General features: G+C 56.8%; 12 protein-coding genes. All 12 read right to left on the bottom strand.

The features are described 5' to 3' along the window. Positions 1-14: 14 nt before the first annotated feature. A complete protein-coding gene (locus GSQ91_RS13175) occupies positions 15-2,252 on the bottom strand; it encodes a CHAT domain-containing protein (protein ID WP_256370376.1) in 2,238 nt (745 codons plus the stop codon). Positions 2,253-2,524: 272 nt separating this feature from the next. Next, complete coding sequence (locus tag GSQ91_RS13170) at positions 2,525-3,397, bottom strand: hypothetical protein (RefSeq protein ID WP_158822072.1); 873 nt, start codon at positions 3,395-3,397, stop codon at positions 2,525-2,527. Between the two features lie 29 nt (positions 3,398-3,426). Continuing rightward, positions 3,427-4,146: a zf-HC2 domain-containing protein gene (locus GSQ91_RS13165; RefSeq protein ID WP_158822070.1), complete on the bottom strand. Its 720-nt coding sequence runs from the start codon at positions 4,144-4,146 to the stop codon at positions 3,427-3,429. 37 nt (positions 4,147-4,183) lie between these two features. Continuing rightward, positions 4,184-4,780, bottom strand: coding sequence for an RNA polymerase sigma factor (locus tag GSQ91_RS13160; protein WP_158822068.1), 597 nt, complete (start codon positions 4,778-4,780; stop codon positions 4,184-4,186). 273 nt (positions 4,781-5,053) lie between these two features. Further along, a complete protein-coding gene (locus tag GSQ91_RS13155; RefSeq protein ID WP_158822066.1) occupies positions 5,054-6,184 on the bottom strand; it encodes an esterase family protein in 1,131 nt (376 codons plus the stop codon). A 51-nt stretch (positions 6,185-6,235) separates the two neighbouring features. After that, positions 6,236-7,039 carry a hypothetical protein gene (locus GSQ91_RS13150; protein WP_158822064.1) on the bottom strand — a complete coding sequence of 268 codons (804 nt, stop codon included), beginning with the start codon at positions 7,037-7,039 and terminating at the stop codon, positions 6,236-6,238. Next, a complete protein-coding gene (locus GSQ91_RS13145; RefSeq protein WP_158822063.1) occupies positions 7,032-8,378 on the bottom strand; it encodes a multicopper oxidase family protein in 1,347 nt (448 codons plus the stop codon). The genes GSQ91_RS13150 and GSQ91_RS13145 overlap by 8 nt, the downstream gene beginning before the upstream one ends. Further along, positions 8,375-9,625, bottom strand: coding sequence for a PepSY domain-containing protein (locus GSQ91_RS13140; protein ID WP_254064553.1), 1,251 nt, complete (start codon positions 9,623-9,625; stop codon positions 8,375-8,377). Before GSQ91_RS13140 ends, GSQ91_RS13145 begins: the two co-directional genes overlap by 4 nt. Before the next feature lie 17 nt (positions 9,626-9,642). Next, positions 9,643-12,906 carry an amidohydrolase family protein gene (locus GSQ91_RS13135; RefSeq protein ID WP_158822059.1) on the bottom strand — a complete coding sequence of 1,088 codons (3,264 nt, stop codon included), beginning with the start codon at positions 12,904-12,906 and terminating at the stop codon, positions 9,643-9,645. 62 nt (positions 12,907-12,968) lie between these two features. Then, the gene (locus GSQ91_RS13130; RefSeq protein ID WP_158822057.1) at positions 12,969-14,279 is read right to left on the bottom strand and encodes an amidohydrolase family protein; all 1,311 of its coding nucleotides are present in this window, start codon (positions 14,277-14,279) and stop codon (positions 12,969-12,971) included. Beyond that, positions 14,276-15,706, bottom strand: coding sequence for an amidohydrolase (locus GSQ91_RS13125; RefSeq protein WP_216845218.1), 1,431 nt, complete (start codon positions 15,704-15,706; stop codon positions 14,276-14,278). Before GSQ91_RS13125 ends, GSQ91_RS13130 begins: the two co-directional genes overlap by 4 nt. A gap of 413 nt (positions 15,707-16,119) precedes the next feature. Further along, positions 16,120-19,293 (bottom strand): TonB-dependent receptor, encoded by a 3,174-nt coding sequence (locus GSQ91_RS13120; RefSeq protein WP_158822055.1) that lies wholly within the window; start codon positions 19,291-19,293, stop codon positions 16,120-16,122. Between the last annotated feature and the right edge of the window lie 324 nt (positions 19,294-19,617).

Genomic DNA, 19,617 nt, shown 5'->3' with positions numbered 1-19,617 from the left:
GGGGCGGTTTCTTTTTAGGAACCCGTATAGAGCTGGAAGGCCGCCCAATACAGCGGTTTGCGAAACACTCCCTGGGAGTGCAGCATCGATAGTTTAGCCGCACGTAGCGCTTGATCCGGCTGCTCGCCTTGTGCGAGACCGTGGTACATCTGCTCCATCAGTTGCGGGGTAGAACTGTCATTGACCTCCCACACGGCGCCGATCACCTGATGTGCGCCTGCACGCAGAAATGCCCAGGAGAGCCCCACCAGGCCTTCGCCATCGTAGTTGCGCAATCCCGATCCATAACAAGCTGAGATGGTTACCAGGCGAGCGTGGAGCGGTCGATGGATAATATCCCGGGCATACAGCTTGAAGTTATCCGGATCGGCGTGCGGAGGGGAAAGCACGATCGCGGAGTCCAAAGGACGCAGGCTACTGGCTATTCCATGGGCGACAAAGTGTATGTAGGAGTATTGCTCCGGATTGGAGGTCGCATAGGCCACCGGCACCGCAGCTGTCTGGGTCAGTACAGTTCGATCTCCAGGCGTGAAATATTTCTGGACACTCTGCACCTCAGAGGCTGCGTTCGGAAGCGGAGGATAGCCGTTCCCTGCAGTCGTAGGGTCTCCAATGAGCAACAGATTCTTAGCGGCGATCTCTTTACCCGGTGAAAGTCGAGAGAGTAGTTGGATGGAGCTTGCTGTACTTAGGCTGACATCTTCAATCCAATAGTGAGTCTCCCCTTGAGATCCAGACGGTCCAGGCTTAAGCAGCATCTCCATATTGAAATCATTGAGGCTGCCGCTCGGTACGATGAAGACATGCGATTCCTTCGGGATGAGCGCTTCAGCAGGTGCGACCAGCGTCTTGTAAAGCCACTGCGCCTCCAAATTGTTCTCATGCAACGGATCGTGCGACTTCAGAACATCGGCTTGATAACTCTTCACCCGCGCGGTGATCTCTGCTTCGGGTGGCAGTCCAAACAGATGTGTGCCGTTCCGGTCGATGGCCCAGAGATAGGACCTCTGCGGACCCAGTGAATAAAACAGGATGACAGCGTTCAAACGGCGAGCGGTGTGTGATGGCGTCTCGGGCTGCACGTGCGCAGCTTGTTCAGGCTCTCCCAGGCCTTCCTTCAGCGTCCGGGCACGTGCTCCATCGAGGAACTGTAGCGCCTCGTCGGAGCGGTAGGACGCGATCAGGAACTCAGCATAGTCGCGATACAGTTCATCGCCATTGGCGAAGAACGGGAGCCTGAGCTCCTCGTCCTGAACCGAAGATCGCTGCGTCTCAAAGGTCTTGATGGCCCTGCGATACCATTGGCCAGCCTGCCGTACATCGTGTCTGCTCGCATAGAGATCGGCGAAGGCATTTTCGGTTTCCCACTTGAGAGAGGGCGTCCCGGCAGCATCGTGATAGACCTGCGAGAATATCCGCTCTGTATCAGCTCCATTCGAGGTACGCGCCGCAATCTGGCCCTGCAAAAACAAAGCATCCAGTTCGCTGGCTTTATCCCCTATCTGCTGGGCTGCCTTCAGCGCTTCATCAACACGAGCCTTTGCGGCATCCGGTTGACCAAGCTGAAGCAAGAGCTGCCCAAGCGATGTATCGGTTACAGCTTTTCTGGCTGTGTCGTGACTCGCGTCAGCAGCACGCAGCGCTTCCTCATAGCAAGACTGCGCTTGTTTCAGACCCCCAAGGTGATAGAGCGACAGGCCAGCACTCTGCAACCAGAGAATCTCATTGTCCGTAGCGCCCAGGCTTTTGGCTTGAATCTCAGCTTGCTGAAAGCTGACCAGGGCCTTCTCATAGTCTCCAAGGCTGTAGTAAGCCCAACCGGCGTTTCCAAGCCCCTCCTCCAGAAACAGATTGGCATGAATAGAACTCGAGATCTCCGCGGATGCCTTGAACCTGTCCAGAGCTTCGTCGAAATGTTCTGTCTGCAAAGCCACCGCTCCTAAATTCAATAAATCGGTAGCTTCTATGAAAAGGTCTTTCTGTCTACGGGCAAACTCCAGGCTCCTGCGAAATGAACTCTCGGCACTGGATTGTTGGCCGCTGCGGTATTCGAGCAGACCTTCGGTGCGAGCGACCTCGCTCTCCAAAGGAGAGCGAGTAGCATCCGCCAAGTGCTGGGCTTTCTGCAGTTCCTCGCTTGCTAGTTGGGGTTGACCAAGGCGAGCATGTGCGAGACTGAGCAGGATCTCCTGTTTGATAGTGAGGTCTTCGCTGGGAGAGAACGACCTAGGTCTACCCTCCAGCGCGTTCACGACATCCTGACTCCGTCCTTGGGAAGAAAGAATCTCCGACTCAAGAAGACAGAATTTGAAGCTCCAAGCCGGATCACTATTTACGAACTCACGCTGCTCCTCAGATGCTGCCCTCTGAGCGAGGTCGAGGTTCCCCTGATGAAAATCGACCTTAATCTGTTCAAATTTGACGGCTGGATCAACGCGGCGTGGTTCTCGACATCCAATGCATCCAATGACGCAAGCAAGCAGAACAATTGCGTGAACATAAGACTTGCCTGAGCAGGAGAGCCCTATGGGCCCGGCGATAAGATGCTTGGAGGCTCCGTCGTACCATTGCTTGCTATCGATGCGACGCTGGCGTGGCCTGAAACTGCGCAACCCAATTCGGCACGAAGCATCGTGAGTGTTACTGCCTGGGGAAAGATCGTCACCTCTCCCAGAAAGATTCTTCCGAGATCGGGGATCTCGATGTAGTGGCCAACACTCTGTTCTGAAGTGAGGCCATCGAGCTTGTCCACCAAAGAGCACAGTGTGTATCCCTCGAGGCTACCTTCGCCAGAATTTTCCTTCGCCGCAATCCAGCCGAAGCGATCACGCGCCCATCCGGAGATGGATCTGCTCTCCAACAGACCGACGCTCTGACGGTGCGCTGCCTGCCAAAGCGTGGGCCAGGGCAGTTCAGGATTGACGGATGCGTCCCGATTATAAACGTCCTCGGAACGATGCTGTTCCGGCAGCAATGTGGCGTTCAGGACGGGGGTTACCGGCCTGCCGTCGACGCGAAGATTGCGGATATGGGAGCCGGCAAACGAGATCCGCCTGGGACCGCCACCGTCCTCTGGCTGCTCAATAAATACCTGAGCCGCGAGACTGTCTGCAGTGACCCTCCCCAGCAGGCTGAAGCCCTCCACCACGCTGGAGACGCGCTGCGTCCATGGCCCATTCCTCTTCGTGGGCCGACCGGAGACGTGGGTGTAAGAGGCTCTTGCGTGGATGAGATCTTCGAAGTTGAAGGGTTCTGCGCGTTGCGTGACGCTGCCTCCGGCAGAGGACAGGGCAACCGAGCACGGTGTCGGGATATAGCGGAAGGGCTCTTCAAGAAATCCGCCCAACGAGTTGGAATCTCCATGAAAGTAGAAGACCTGTTTTACGTCCGTTTGCATGACATTGACTCCTGCTGAGATGGCGTTGACTAATGGCCCGTGCCGGTCGCCCCGGCGTTCAACGAAAAGCTGTATGTCGCGAGATCGGCGCCGCTGCCGGATGCGGTCTCGGCCTGATTTCCTTTAACGGCCAGGGAATAGACACCATCTATCCTGTTCGCGAAAGGAACACGGATCGCTACCGTGTCCTTCGCATCCTGGGCCGACACCTTAACCGTCCAGAGCAGTTCATGATTCGGTGAATACAGCAGACAGGTGTAGTCGGAAAAGCGGTCCTGGGTTGGAATATCTACCAGCAGCAGGAGAGCTTGCGCATCGCCGGCCTTCGCGGACACGATGGCTCCTCCGCGGCTGTTCCCGTTGACCAGAGAGACGGTAGTTAAGACTTCAGGCTTCTCCAGGCTTGCGACTTCATTCCGCAGCCGAGGATAGACAACCGTGTTTTGATAAACAACAATCAGCAGGCATGTCGCGAATGCAGCGACCGCGAACCATTCTCTCCATAGGAATAGCCAGTTTTGTTTAATCTTTGGCGGTTTCGCGTCGCTTGGACTTGTGCTGCTCTTCGGTTCCGTTTTCTTGAATTCGCTCCGTGCCGCGTCCATGAATGCAGAGGTTGCGCGAACTTCGGCAGCACACTCCGAGCATCCGAAGTAGTGGTCCTCAAACTCCTCGCGCAGCTCTGGCGACATCTCATCCAGCAGGTATTGTTCAACTAGATGTTGATCGACGATGCGGTGATGGTCCATCCGAATTCATTCCTCGAGTTAATAGTGCGTTGGGGGCCTAAAGCGTTTCACTCCTGGGGGTGCGTTCTTCTGAGACGGGCGGCCGATCATAGGTCGACCTGAAGGACTGCTTGGCCCGGTGAAGCAGAACTCTCAGGTACTCGCGGCTCACTCCCATCTCTGCACAGACAGTATCCTTGTCGCGGTCCTCCATCAATATGGCTCGCAGCAGATCCCGGTCACGGCTGGGCAGCGTAGCCAGGGCCTGCTGTACAAGACGTGCCCTGTCCTTGGTCTCCAACAGATTGAGTGGACTGGGGTTACGGTCGACATAGACCGTCTCGGGTTCTTCCTCCAGCGAAGATCCTACCTTCTTCTGTGCCCGATAGTGCTCCATCAGTACATGGTTGCAAACCGAGTTCACGAACGATCCCAGCCGATCCGGGTCTCGCAATCCATCGCTCTTCCGCAACATCAGGAAAACACGCGTGAAGGTCTCCTGCCTTACATCTTCGACAGCCTCACGAGAGGACAGGCGCGAGCGCAATTTCAGGTGGATCAGCTCACTGAAGTAAGCAACGAAGTGTTTTTCGGCAAACGAATCCCCTAGCCTGAGCTTGTCCAAATACTCCGCGTCAAACGTGAAGAATTCCACTAGCCTATTCCTCTGTTGTGGGGTGCTCTGGGAAGTCTACTCGATTCGAGACAATTGCTGACTATATGCCCGGATTTAAAAACGCAATGCATCATCCCAGGCTAGCGAGGGGACATCGCACTTCGAATGCAACCGACGCAGTAAGGCTTTCCGGCCCAAGACCGCGAATTCCCCCGCTCTTACAACACCGCGCCAGATACGACTCACGGCACGGTTAGCGTTTAGCTGGATTGCATGCTCAATCCGCTGGAGGACGCAACGGGAACACCTACGTTACTTCTTTGTCCCTGCAACGGGATAGCTCTGCCACACATATTCCAGGGCCTCAGACAGAGTCTGCTGTTTTACGGCACGGTCCGTGTGCCCGGCGTTGCGGGCAAAGACAAACTGGTAATGATATCCCTTGGCAGCCAGCACCCTGGCCATGTTCTCGTTGGCGACCACCCAGTCGTGCATCTGGTCCCGCATAACATTCGGATTGAGAAGGTCTCTGTCACCCACTTCCATCCAGATACGCAACGGTTTGGCCGGAGTGCCGGGGATGAGGTGTTCATGAAACTCCCAAGCTCCGTGAGGAGTTTGAGGGTGATAAGGCCACTGCTGATTTACGTACGTACCCGAATACGTAAGAACGCGGTGATACAGCTCAGGGTGATACCAGGCCATGATGAAGGCGCAGGAACCGCCGGAGCTGCCACCCATCGTCGCCCGGCCCTCGGGATCTCTGGTCAACTTCACGTTGTATTGCTTCTCGACGAGAGGCAGCACTTCTTTCTCAACAAACTCCGCATACAGACCGGACATCGTGTCGTATTCAAGGCCACGTTCGCTCCCTTGAGCATCACCTCCACCATTGCCGATAGAAATAGCGATCATCACCGGCACGCGGTGCTCGGCGATCAGATTATCCAGAACGGTGAACAGCCCGCGGTCAGGCCCATCTGCCCCAACGATGAACGGCGCGACAGTGCCGGGGACGTATTGTTTGGGGACGTAAACCGCCACCCGGCGAACATACGGAGCAGGATGGCTGGTAGTCACCGCGAGCTTACCCGGATCGGTAGGATCAACCGTGCCGAAAGTATTAGCCTCCCGTGCTATGCCGGGATAAATTTTGCTGTCCGTCGAGTTCATCGTGAACTCATAGACCGTTCCCTGTGGTGCACCTGCCTGCTCGGACGTCTCCGGTGCGCGGTCGTGAGTGGGACCGATAATAAAGTTTCCATCGACGTTCGCCGAAGCATTGGCGCCGTCAGGCAATTCCCTGGCCGTGACATAACCGAGCGTGTTCGGATCGCGGGTAGGAGGCGTTGGGCGTGCTGCGACTGGAAGCGTCTGGGCCAATGCCGGACCTACACCAACCGTCAGGCCCACGAGGAACACGATGCTGAAGAGACGAAGCATGAGAAACTCCGGGACTTTTGTCTTCGTATAGAGAATCCGACAAGAAGAGTCTCAGTCTACCGAGGACTTCTTCTTCCAGGAAAAGTGTCTACCGATAATACCTTTGACGAGCAGATGATCGGTTGCGGCGGTAGGGCCGATACCTACGCCGAAGTTGATCTCCCATGCCGGCGACACGTTCAGATCCGTAACCACGAAGAGCTGCTGCTGTTGTTCATGCAGGGTATCGAAGTTCCCTAACCGACCATAGTCCGCATAGTACTCGAAGCCTGCGTTGATCTTTTTGGTGAAGTCGTAACCGACCTTGGCTCCTGGCGAAAAACCCACTCCCTGCGCTACATCCGGGCCGTGCCACGTGCGCTCCAGGGCAGGGTTGAACGCCAGATACCATCGCCCCAGGGTCTTGTCGATGATGGGCCGGATCTCCCATGTCCAGGTGTCCGGCGAATAAACCGCTCGCTGATAGCCGACCTCCGTGGACAGGCTGACGCCAACCGGCCAGTGCCATGAATCGGGAACACGCACGCGTGGTCGAATATGGTCTCCGACCCACTGCACGCCGTGGCCATCCTGTTCACTGGTGAAGATATAAAAACCCACTTCCGACCAGTCGTTGATGCCCGCGGTCAACTCCACCGTCTCGTGCTCCTGGTGGTTGGTGGGGTACACACCGTCGATCGTTTGAGTTTGCCCTGTGACCGTGTAGTTCGAATGCAATTCGACCATCAGACTCTTCGGCGCGACCGTGTCCGCACCATAGACCTGGATCTCGTAATTGCCCTGCGCCCGCGCGCGCTGGCACACCAGGGCGCAGCAGACTACAAAAAGAAGCAGGCTCGTTTTGAAGCTATGCATATCGAAACACCATCATGAAACCCCGGTCCATATGATCCTGTTGATGACAATGAAAGAGCGTCTTCCCTGGATGCTCAGCCACAAACTCCACCTCTGCCGTGGTCTTTGCAGGAACAAGCACAACGTCCTTCATCAAGCCGTGTAACTCCGCGCTGCCGGCTATCCTTCGTACCTCAAACGTGTGACGGTGCAAATGGATGGGATGATCGTCAGCGCTCAGATTCTTCATTACCAGGCGGTATCGCTGCCCAGCGTGCAGAATCGGTTCCTCGGTCTCCGGATAGGAACGACCGTTGATCCTCCAGCGCTCTTCGCTGCCGTGCCCCTTGAATTGAGAGTCGAACACAAGATCGATGGGTGTTGCCTCGTTTTGAGCGCCTGCACCCGAAGCTGCGAACTGCTTATAGTCCCACACCAGATCGTCCGGCTGATTCCAAACTGGCTTGCCAGTTGCATCTGCGTATTCGAAGACGATTCCCATGCCGGCTGCCTGCACATGCTTCCTCACCTCGCCGAGCACCCAGACTCCAGGTGCATTCATCTCAACGACGGCACACACCCGCTCTGCTGGTGCCAAACGCAGCATCGTCACCGTGCGTGACTGCGACACGGGATTTCCATCCAGCGCAATCACCTGAAAGCTGTGGCCTGCGAGCGCAATCCAATGGACCTCGGTCGGACTAGAATTAAGCACATGCAGCAGCACACGCTCGCCTTGTTTGACGCGCACCGGCTCACCAAAGCCCAGCATCTTGCCATTAATCGTGGAGACGTCATACATCGGGCTCATAAAACCATCGTCTCCACCGGCGAAATGGCCCTCCCAATCGTGCAGCGCGAGAAACACTTCGCGGTCATAGCGGGCTGCGTTATCGCGGGGTTCGACCAGCAGAAAACCATGCTGGCCTCCAAACTGCGCCTTGCGCAGATCGTTTCCTGCGAAGGTGTGGGTGTGGAACCAGCGAAAGCCAGGAGGGTCGGGCTTGAAGGTGTACCGGGTTGTCGCGCCCGGCGCGATCATCGGAGTGCCTTCTTCCATGGCTCCATCGATCTCCGGCGGCAGAAACAATCCGTGCCAATGGACGACCTCTGGATCGGTCGTGCGATTGTGCACCTCGATGGTGTACTCCTGCCCCTGCTTCATTCGTAGCAGCGGACCGGGAACCTGCTGGTTATAGGCCACAGTCTGGAAGCGGTGCTTCGGCGAAGCCTCAAGAAGATAGGGAGCGATCTCGATTGTGAAATCTGGAGCTGCAGTGGCATGGGCCATGCGACTCAGAGCCAGAGATCCCGCCGCCATCCCTGAAAGCTGCGCGAATCGTCTGCGAGTCAGCGTCATTCTCTCTCCCTCACCATGTTCGTGGTTTTCGTCATACGACGCCAAATCGAACGCAGCTTACGATTCCAGTACATCACTAAACCGGTGACGGCCAGAAGCGCGGGCACAATGCCAAGCAACACCCAGACCACCTTTACCAGTGTGCCAAACACTCCCTCGCCTCCAAAAGAGCCGAAGTGCACTGCTACGAAGTATTGCTCGATGCGCTGGCCTCTGGTCTGTTGCCGAGTGTTGTTCAACGTGAGCAATGCTCCCGTATATGGATCCAGAGAGATGCGGACGAGCTGCGAGTAAGGAGCTACGCCTGTGTAATATCCGGTTACTTTGTACGGTGACCCAGCGTGCACCGGCAGTTGCAGATATCCCGGCGGCGCGTCTTTGGGCAGTGCGCGGTATGCGGCTGCGATCGCCTGATCGATCGTAATGACCGGGACCGCGCTCGTTAGCGTCGGTTTTTTCAATGCGACGGAGGAAGCTGCTCTCGCGCTTAAGCTGCCGCCCGTAGCGACTTCGATCAGGTTGCCGACTGGTCCGGGAAAGGCAAAGTCCACGCCGGTGAAGATGATCACGATCAACGTCGCACTGGCCCAGAAGCCAATCACCGTGTGCAGATCCCAGTTGAGCCGTCGCCAACTCGCTCTGCTGTTTACTACCAGCGCTGTAGCCCATCGTTGCATCCCTGGCCACCAAAGAATAAGGCCCGAAAGGCAGAGCAGCAGCAGGCCAACACCCATCCAGCCGCTGACCAGAAGACCAGTCTCCCCAGAGAGCAGGTAGACGTGCAGATTGCTTAGCCAGCCCATGATGCCCGCATAGCGCAGACGATCGAATAGAACCTGCCCTGTATGGGGATTGAAAGAAACCATGCGGTAGTTTGGGGTTGCTTTTGCCGACCGTAAGAGCGCCGTTGTAGCCTGCTCCGGTTGGGCAAAATCCTCTAAGGCAAAGACAGTCCAACCTGGGCGTGCAGATTGAATTCGGCGAACGGCCTCGTCCAGCGTGATCTGTTGGGGACCCGGTGCTACGTGATAGATATTTGGCTGTGTGGCCCGTGCTATCTCCTCCTTGAAGACCAGCGCGCTGCCTGTAAGACCAATGATGACGGAATATATGGCAAGGAGAATGCCCGACCAGAGGTGAACCTGAAAGATAGCCCGGCGTAGGAAGACGCGTTGAGGCGACCGCAACCAACTTGCGCGGCTGCGCTTCGTCGCTCTAGGCGTTTCCGTTCCTGTAACAGTGTCCACTACGAATCGGCCTCCATTTAATGTGAAATGCTGGCGTCGTCCGTCTGGAACCAGAGTGGCGGCAGAGGCCGCTGACGTGGCCATACTTCGTTCAGTGTTCCGGCGTCGTACAAGCGGCCGTTCTTCATCACGTTCTCAATGGAAAGTGTGTTCTTAATGTCGACCAGCGGGTCCTTGTCCAGGATGATGAGGTCGGCGAACTTGCCTGGTTCCAGGCTACCGAACTCCGCGTCCCGTCCTATGGTCTTGCTCGATCCCATGGTCGCTGCATGCAGAACCTCCATAGGTGTCATGCCGCCGGTTGCCAGTGCCTGCATCTCCAGGTGAAAGCCCAGACCCGGCAATTCACCATGGCTGCCAACGGCGACAAGGCCTCCAGCGCGCTGAATCTTTGCGGCTCCTTCGGCCACAAGTGGAAACGCATACTCGCCAGGCAACGCCCAGCGCAGCCGCTCTGTCTTGTGGCCGAGGAAGAAGCCGGGCTCGAAGTGTCTGAGCTTTGGATCGTCATGGATGGAGCTCTGCGTCGTGTAGTAGAACTCCTGTCCGGCAAGACCTCCGTTACTGATCTGGAGTGTGGGCGTGTAACTGACTCCAGACTTCACAAAGAGCTGCACGATATCGTCGGCGATTGGAACGGCAGAGTAGGCGTGCTCATTGCCTGGGAATCCATCCTGGATCTGCGTCATGTCCAATTTCATGTCGAGCGCGCCTTCGGTTGTAGCCTGCAGGCCAAGAGCCTGGGTAGCCTCAATCACCCACTCGCGCTGCCTGCGGTTGCCGGTGCGGTATTCCTTGAGGTTGCGCGTCCGGTACAGCTGCGGATAGCGGGAAAGTACATTGAGCGTCTGCTGTTCGGACTGAAAGTTGTTGAACGAGAAGACGGCGGGACCAGTGGAATACACACGGCTCCCGGTCATCATGCCGGCATCCAGCAGGTCCTGATAGGCGAGCATGTCGATGCTAAGGGGAGAGGGGTCGAGACCCGAGGTGACACCGTAGGCAAGCGTGGCAAGGAAGCCCCAGCTCTGTAGGTCCAACTCACCGCGACGGACATCGGCCCAGTGTAGGTGCGTGTCCGTAAAACCCGGGAGAATGTACTTGCCAGAGACATCACGAATTGTGGCATTCCGTGGCACAGGTAGTGTTCCTCGCGGTCCTATCGCAACGATTCGGTTGTCGACAATGACGATATCGGCATCTGGAATGACTTCTTCGCCGCGCATGGTAATGGCGGTGGCTCCGCGAAGAACCAGTTGGCTGTGCGGTGTGTCACGTGGAACATCGACGCTAACCTCTATATTTTCAACATTTTTACGTTTGCCGTCAGGATCCATGGGTGGATCGATATGCCCTATGGAGATGGATGCCAGAGCCTGACGATGGAAGGTAGAGCCGATTGCCCAGGTGATGGTTTTGCCGTCGTCCGCCCAATCGAAGAAGTCCGCTCCGACGGAGGTGAGCCTTGTCTGTAGAGGGGAAGGTTTCCCCAGCTCGATGGCGAGTTCTTTCCCATCTTCTTTTTCATTCTGGGGAAACTGCAGCAGATAGAGTTGCTGCGTGATCTGGGCTAGTGCCCAGTGGCCATCGGGGCTGATTCTGATGGCGTCGGCGGGAGCGGTTCCATCGACGAAGTACCAGGTAGGACCCGTTACATTCAGTACCCGATGCCTGGTGGAGCCATCGAGGGGAACTGCGTAGAGGCCGTCGGAGAAGTTGAGGTAGACGCTTCCCTGCTGATGCGTAAATTGGGGGATGTTTCCTAGAGTTCCTGAGGCCAGAACTTTTGCGGGGCCTCCCTCCAGCGGAAGTTGGATGGCCTCCGACTCAAAGGGGCTGAACTCCATAAAACGGTGGTTGTGTTCATAGTTGCTCGAACGCAGAGCGACGATGCTCTTGCCGTCGGGAGTGAAGACGGGATTGCGGTAAAAGTCGGGGTGATCCGTAAGGCGTCTGGGTTCGCCGGTGCCATCCGCATTGGCGAGCCAGATATCGCCTCCTGCCGCGGTCCAGGTAGTGTAGGCGATCGATCTTCCATCGGGAGACCACGAAGGCTCGAACTCCGGTTGAGTGGAAGAGGTCAGACGATGCGGGACGCGATCAGCTAAAGACATCTCGTAGACATGTGTGAGTGCTGAGAAGATGAGGCGTTTTCCGTCAGGACTCAGAGTGGGTGTCTGGATTAGACGAGCGCGGACTGGGCCAGTGTCTTCGCGAATGTCCTGCCGCAGATAAGGTCCCATCGGGAGATCCACATGCGCGTGAAAGGGGACGGTCTCTACCTTGCGAGTTTCAATGTCGACGCGATGAATGAGACCGCCGTAGTTGAGCAGAATAGACCGGCTATCAGGAGTGAAGGCGTAGCGAGGGATGAGATCGCGAGAGGCGCTGGCCTCCTGGTCGTCGCGCTGGATGGGATAGATCAGCCAGTGGTCTTCGTCGTTGACGAGGTTGCGGATACGAAGGCCCGTCTTGCCCTGGAATCGAGTTGCATAGACGAGAGACTTGCCATCGGGAGAGACCTCCGGACGAAAGGCGCTTCCTTGTGCGTTGACGACCGTCTCCTCCTGTCCAGTGCTGAGATTGCGGCGGACGATGTGCCAGAGGGGGAAGGTGTTGTCGTCGTCGAAACCGTAGCCCATCTTGGCTGCGTAGTAGAGAAAGCGTCCATCCGGGGAGACAGCCGCACCGAGTGCATGAGTACGAAACTCCTTCGGTGTATCCGGAGCGCTCTTCGCATGAGTGACCTGCTCTACGGGAAGACCATTGAGAGAGTAGCGAAAGAGTTGGAACGCATTGATATCTGGATTGAAGCGCGAGATGTAGATGGACTTTCCATCCGCGGACCAGGCTGGCGAGATGAAGACGCTGTTGTCGTCCAGAGTGGATATTTGCCGTGGCATGGAACCGTCTGCGTGCGCGATCCAGAGGTTCTCATTTCCCGACCGGTCGCTGACAAACGCAATCATCGATCCGTCTGGCGAGTAAGCCGGCTGCGAATCGAAGGGCAGGCCGCCGACGATGCAACGAGCCTCTCCTCCGGAGATGCTCATCTGATAGATATCGCCCAGCAGTTCAAAGACGATGGTCTTGCCGCTCGGAGAGACATCGAGCGAGACCCATGTACCCTCGTGCTCATCAAATTGAAGATGCCGAGCTGGAACAAGCGGAAGAGAGTCGCCGTTCTGATTCACGTTTGCTGGTTGCGCAGGAGCCTGAGCACCAGAAAGCAATGGAGAGATGAGACATGCGGCGAGGGTCAACGTGGAAAGGATCTTCATAGGTCTGCGCTTGGTTAAGTTGGTGAGAAATAAACGGTCGTACTGTATCCGATAGACGAGCACTATCGATAGCCTGGAGGTAATGGGTCCCCAGCCATGCCAGGGCGATAACGCTTTTCTAGAAGAGTCTGACGTGTTTCAAGCGAGACCTGCCTGCCACGAACCAGCACCATCACAGGTGCGCTCATCGGTTCCAGGGGATCTCCGTCCCAAAGTACGAGGTCGGCATCCATACCGGGCTGCAGCGTTCCGTAGTGTCCTTCGATGCCCCAGGTCTCGGCTGGATTAACGGTGAGCGCCCTAAGAGCGTGCGACCACGACAGACCATTGGCGACAGCAACGCCCGCACCTTCGCGGATAGCGATGCCAGCGTTGTAGCTCACATGGACGAACGCCGCTTTGAAGGAGATAACGACGCCGGCACGATCCAGCAAAGCCGCATTATCGAGGCGAGCGCCCATCTGGTCATAGGTTGTGGGCGTGCTGGCATAAGGATCGAGAACGACACAGATTTTGCGCGACGCGAGAAGATCCGCAACCCGCCATCCCTCTTCAGCGCCAAGAATTACGACGCGAATCTTGTAGTCGTCGACGAGAGCGATCGCCTGCCGCAGATCGGATTCGCGATACGCAACGATGACCAGCGGAACCCTGCGCTTGATGACAGGGACAAGGGCCGCCACGTTGGAGGGGCTGAGCAAGGTGGACTTGTCATCTTCTTTATGAAGGGTAGATGGCACTGCCGCTCGTCGAGCAGCGTCCAGGGCGCTCCGGATGAGCATCCACTGCGCGCTGCGAGAGCCACCTGACTTTGGCGCCACCATGCCGCCGACCTCCGCAACCACGGCGGCCTGCGAAAGATCGAGTATATCGGGGCCTTCGCTCAGGCGCAGGACCGCGCCACGACCGTCGAAGGGTGGTGTCGCAGAGGCAACGGGTACGACCATAGCGCGTGTGAGCCCATCCGCGCGGGCCACAGGAAGCAGCGTGGAGTTCGGATTGAGCGCGTATTGAACATCGAAGGACGCTCCCAGGGGGCCAGTGGTTACAGCGGAGTCCGTCGTGTCCGGAGTTCCAGTTTCAACCAGGCCAAGCTGGCTGGCGGAGTTCATCAGGCCTGGTGTCACGATGCGACCTTTTGCTTCGACGATGCGCATACCCGGAGGCACAACAATGCCAACTCCCGCTGCCTGCACCCTACCCTTCACCACAAGAATCGTTGCATCTTCAACCGGGGGTTGTCCGGGTTGGAGATAGGCCTTGGCTCCCGTGATGGCTATGCTGTCCGCAACGGCAACGGGATCGAGGCTTTGCTGTGCGAAGCTCGCCGTAAAGGAGAGCGTGAGAAGACTTATCAAGAGAACACGTTTCATTGGGGCCTCTCCATCGCGGGTTGCCCAACTTCAAAATCGGAGGTTGCCTGATGTCTGGGATCGTTGCGGTCGAACACGATGGCGCCGTCGATAAACACGATGTTCGCTCTGGTATAGACGCTGAAAGGATCGCCCGACCACACGACGACATCTGCATTCTTGCCTGGCTCCAATGAGCCGATCTGCTCGTCCAGTTGCAAAGACTTTGCCGGGTTAATGGTGAGCCACTCGATCGCGCGCTCTTCGGGAATGTCGACCCCGGCACGATGGCCGGCACCCATGGCCAGCGCCGCGTCGAGTGTAAGTCTTTCACCGCTGATAGGCGCGTCGGAGTGCAGCATGATGCATCCGCCTCCGGCCTCGACGAAGGCCGCATTGGCGCGGACGGCATCGTAGGCCTCGACCTTAAAGCCCCACCAATCCGCCCAGAGTGCCACACAGACATGGTTCTCTTTGAGTAGAGGAACGATCTTGTAGGCTTCGACAGCGTGATGGAAGGCGGCGATCTTATAGCCAAACTCTTTTGCGACATCCATCACCACGGCCATCTCATCGGCCCGATAGCAGTGCATGTCCACCAATATCTGCCCGCGCAGCACGGCGGCGAGGGTCTCCAATTTCAGGTCACGCGCGGGCGGTCGCAGGCTGGAGTCATGTTTGGCATAGTAGTCATCCCATCGCCTTCTATATTCACTAGCTTCGATCCAGGCTTGGCGATAGCCTGCCACATTTCCCATCTCACTGGACGGAAACTGCCCCTTCTCTCCGAAGGTGTATTTGGGGTTCTCGCCACATGCCATCTTGAGCGACGGCATTGCGCCGGGAAACTCCATCTGCTGCACGGTAACGGCGGGGACGTTTTTGAGGACGACTCCACGGCCGCCGAAGAGATCGCTGGAGCCGGGGAGCACCTGCAGCGTTGTGACGCCACCGGCGCGCACGCGGGCAAACTGCGGGTCCTGAACGCGGATCGAATGCAGCGCCCACACCTCGGCTGAGTTCGGACTGCTCTCCTCGTTAACGTCGGAGACTTTCTCATCGCGCAAAGTATAGGGCGCAGCAAAATCGCCCAGATGCGAGTGCACATCGACCAATCCCGGTGTCACAAATCCGCCACGGGCATCGATCGTCTTTGTCCCTGGGGGAGCCTGCAGATGCGGGCCTATGGCTATGATCTTTCCATCATGAAGAAGAACACCCGCGTTCAGCAGACGATGGCCGATCCCATCGAGGACCGTAGCGTTATCGATCAGCGTGTCGGTGCGAGGGAGAGGCTTATAGGTGCTCGGAAAAGGATTGGGAAGGGCTGGGGCCTGGGCCAACCCCGAAGAGACTACGAGGCAAATCAAGATACCAGGAAACACACGCACAAACCTGAGGCTGCGACGTTTCGGATGGCTCAGATCGCTCATAGTCAACTCTTGCATCAGAGCGGTTCTCCAGGAGATTTATCTCTGGCGTAGAACGCTTGCTTTCCATACCACCACAAATTTGTCATTCTGAGCGAAGCAGCTCGTGCACCCTCCGAACCGCGCAGTCGAAAGATCCAAGACGCAAAGCGCGCCACCAATATTTGCATCGCGCTTTGCGTCAGAAGAACCTCGAAAATTTTCACGTTACCCATGCAATTCAACCCGTTTCCCCGTGATGACTCTTAAACTACAAGGTGCGCGTATCTCATTTGTGTAGTTCTTTCAGCCAATCGGCTGCTGTTGTAGGACCGGTGGTTGCGGTATCTGTATGCTCGGCAACGAACTTTCTAATCGATAGAGCTACGGCAAGGACTATTCTTCTATGCGATTTTCGATTCATAAGTTTCCTTTGAACCAGAGGTTTGTAACTAGAAGTGCAACTTCAGCGCTACTTGCATAGAACGTGGGCCACCAACCTGGTAGAGGCTGGAAAGACCACCGAGTTGGGTGCTTTCCGTGTCATAAGCAGATCCGAAGAAGGGTTTCTGCGTGGTTGGACTCAAGTATTGTCCTACTGAAAGCTGGTTGTAAATGTCGCCATAAATAGGATGATTGAGGATGTTGTAGGCCTCGACGCGGAACTGTAAACCTACTCTCTCTGTGAAGGGAAAGTCTCGACGCAAGGTGAGATCGGCCTGCACAGCGTCGAAACCGCGTGCGATGTTACGGCCCGCATTTCCATCAACATCTCCACCACCAGTGACGGCCGTAAATGCGTTGTAATTGATGACTCGGCCGCCGTAGTAATTTGAGTTGTACAAGTACAGCGGGGCGTTTGGGTTGCGGTTGGGATGATAGTTCGTGGTTGCTCCCGAAGTAGCATCCACTAGACTTGGACCATCCAGGACATCCACTGGCAGCGCCGTTCGCGCGGAGACGCGGGCGTCCAATGCCCAGTGTGTCAGGGCATAGGACACAAAGGGATTGGAGTAACGGCCGCCAACGTTATAGCTCAACGCTGCCTGGAAGTTATGCCGAATGTCGTAGTCGGAGCTGGCACGCTCCAGCTCGAAGATCGTGAAGTTGGTCGTCGCATCGTCGATGTTATGCGACCACGTGTAGCTCGCGAGTACCTGCAGGCCGTGCGACAACTTGCGGTCGAACTTCACCTGTAGCGCGTTGTAATCCGAACTGGCACCCCCTGTTGTTACATATAGCCCAGAGCCGCCGCTGAAGTTTGTATTGCCCAGGTTCTGTGGCTCGTAGAAATACTGCGTCAAAAGCCGTCTTCCAGCAGAGCCCACGTAGTTGAACGTAATGGATTGCTGCGCCCCGAGCGATTGCTCCAGTGCGAGGTTCCACTGGCCGGTATAGGGCAGCTTGAGATTGGGATCGTAGGCAAAAACAGGCGCGTTGTAGGGTGAGTTGGCATTCGGTGTTGGAGCTCCTTTGACCTGCGCGATCGTGGCTGGGAACGCCCCCTGACCGGTGTAGTTTCCAAAGCCGGTAGTGCCGACTCCGTAGTATCCCTCCGCGCTGAGCGTGGTTCCAGTGTCATAGAAGAGGCCGCCGCCCGCCCGCAGAACTGTTTCCCAGCCGGGAGTGCGATGGACCTGATAGGCAAGGCCGACGCGCGGGGCGAAGTTTCCGTAGGTCGTCTTCCACAGCGGAGTATTCTTCGGGGCGATGACTGCGGTTGCGAGATTGGTGATCTGGTTGAGCGTGTAAGGCGTGTTGCCATTCGCGTCTGTCGGCGGTGGGTTGACGTCCCAACGAACGCCATAGGAGAGACTCAAGCGATCCGTAGCCTTCCACTCATCCTGCGCGTAGAGCGAGAAGTTACTGCTCACGGCCTTCATGTTGATGGACTGGGTGTAGACGTAGAGGCCGGCGGGTGTATTCGTGAGTACCTGACTCTCACTCGAGTAGAAGCCAACCTCCCAGAGTGGGGGCAGCTCTTCCGAAGTGATGAGGCGGCGATAGTCCACGCCGTATTTCAGGCTATGACGGCCGATCGTCTGGGTGAGGGAGTCGACCACATTGACCTGGCGCTGACGGTTCGACTGCGGCTCAATCAGGTAGTACGGATAGAGGTCGTAGAAGAGGAAGAAGGTCAGCCAACTGCCGTTGCTCAAACCCGGAACGCTACCGATGTCAAAGGGTGTCGCTCCGCCAAAGTTGTCCAGGTAGCGGTTGGACTTATAGTCGTTGCCGGTCAGGCCAAAGCGAAACTCATCGGCCATGCTGGAGGTGATGACGGTGCTGGCACCAAGGACCAGCGTCTTGATGTTGCGGGTGGTTTCGTTGACCTGCGCAAGATCGCTCGGCTGGCGGGACTCACTCTGGGACGGCACATCGCTGTAGCGTCCGAAGATCTTGAACCTTTCGCCGAAGCTGTGATCGATGCGAATGCTGGAGGTATCGAGCCGGCTGGGAGCGGAGTAGCCGGCAGTGTAATACGACAAGCCATCGCCTTGATCGAGGCCGTTCGGAAGCGGAAAGGCATTCAGAAATGGCAGCAGAGGAGCAACAGCCTGAGCCGTTGACTGGCGCAAACTAAGGCTCGGGACCTCGTAGAGTGTGGATGCCTGAGGCTGCTGCAGGCGCAAACCTTCATAGGAGAAAAAGAAGAAGGTCTTGTCGCGGCCGTTGTACAGGTGCGGAATCCTGATAGGGCCGCCGAGTGTTCCGCCAAAGTCGTTCTGGCGTTCGGGGAGCTTCGTGGTATCGAAGTAGTTGGCCGCATCCAGCGCGTCGTTGCGCAGATAGTCGAAGGCTGTGCCGTGATAGTTGTTGGTTCCTGAGCGTGTGCTGAAGCTGAACTGGCCACCGGGGGTTCGGCCATACTCCGCCGAATAGGAGGAAGTGGACTCGCGAAACTCTTCCAAGGCATCGATCGAGACGATACTTTGCGTTGTCCCGAGTGCGCTCTCCTGAGGAGTTGCGCCGGAGAAACCACCACCGGGGTATCCGGACGAGGAGACCGCTGCTCCCGTGTTCGCGCTGATTCCATCGATGGTGTAGTAGTTCGCTTCCGTGCGCTGCCCATTGACGCTGATCTCGCCACTGGAGCCGGCGCCTGCAGACGGAACAACCGTCACGCCCGGGGACAAGGTGATTAGCGATTGAAAGCTTCTGCCGTTCAGGGGAAGGTTCTCGACGAAGTTGCGACCGATGACTGTGCTGACGCTGCCGTCGGTTGTGTTCACGGTCTCGCCGCTGCCGTCTACCGTGACCTGCTCGCCGTGCGAACCCACTTTCAGTGCGAAGTCCAACGAGATCTTCGCGCCGATGGTCACTGTGACGTTGGTGCGGGTTTCCGTTTGGAAGCCCGATGCGCTGACGGTAATCGTGTACAGCCCCGGCATGACGCTGGGTATCGAATAGAAGCCGGAGCCATTGCTTGTCGCCACCTGCTTGCTTTGGGTCGTGGGCTGGAGAAGCTCGACCGAGGCACCTGGCACCACAGCATTGGAGGCATCCGTCACAACCCCGGTGAGGGCGGCGCTCTGGGCGCTGGCTCGGGATACGGACAGAACAAGGACAACAAGAACGAAGAGATACCCTGCGACTTGCTTGATTCGATAACAGCGATTCGACATAAGGTCTCCCTGAGCGTCTTGTGATGGGGTGCGAATTACATAAAACTGCCATACGGCAGATCCGGAGTAGCCAAGTGCAACATTCGATACGGATAACGAAGGCGCTTTTGCGACTTTATCACAATATAGGACCCATTCAGTCCTATATGGATTGGCCTGCGCTCCGAGGAGTTCCTGCGAAATCCGATTGCTTGTTTATGAAGGCGGTATGAAATCTGGCCGAATTTGATTCGTGTTACAAAAAATAGCAGCAATGTGGTTTCCGTAAAGAGCCAGTTTTGAGAGTTTCGTTAGGTCCAGATTGGCGGCATATGAAACGACAGA

The sequence above is a fragment of the Granulicella sp. S156 genome (genome assembly GCF_009766105.1).
GTDB lineage: Bacteria > Acidobacteriota > Terriglobia > Terriglobales > Acidobacteriaceae > Granulicella.
This window is presented reverse-complemented; position numbering and strand designations above follow the sequence as displayed.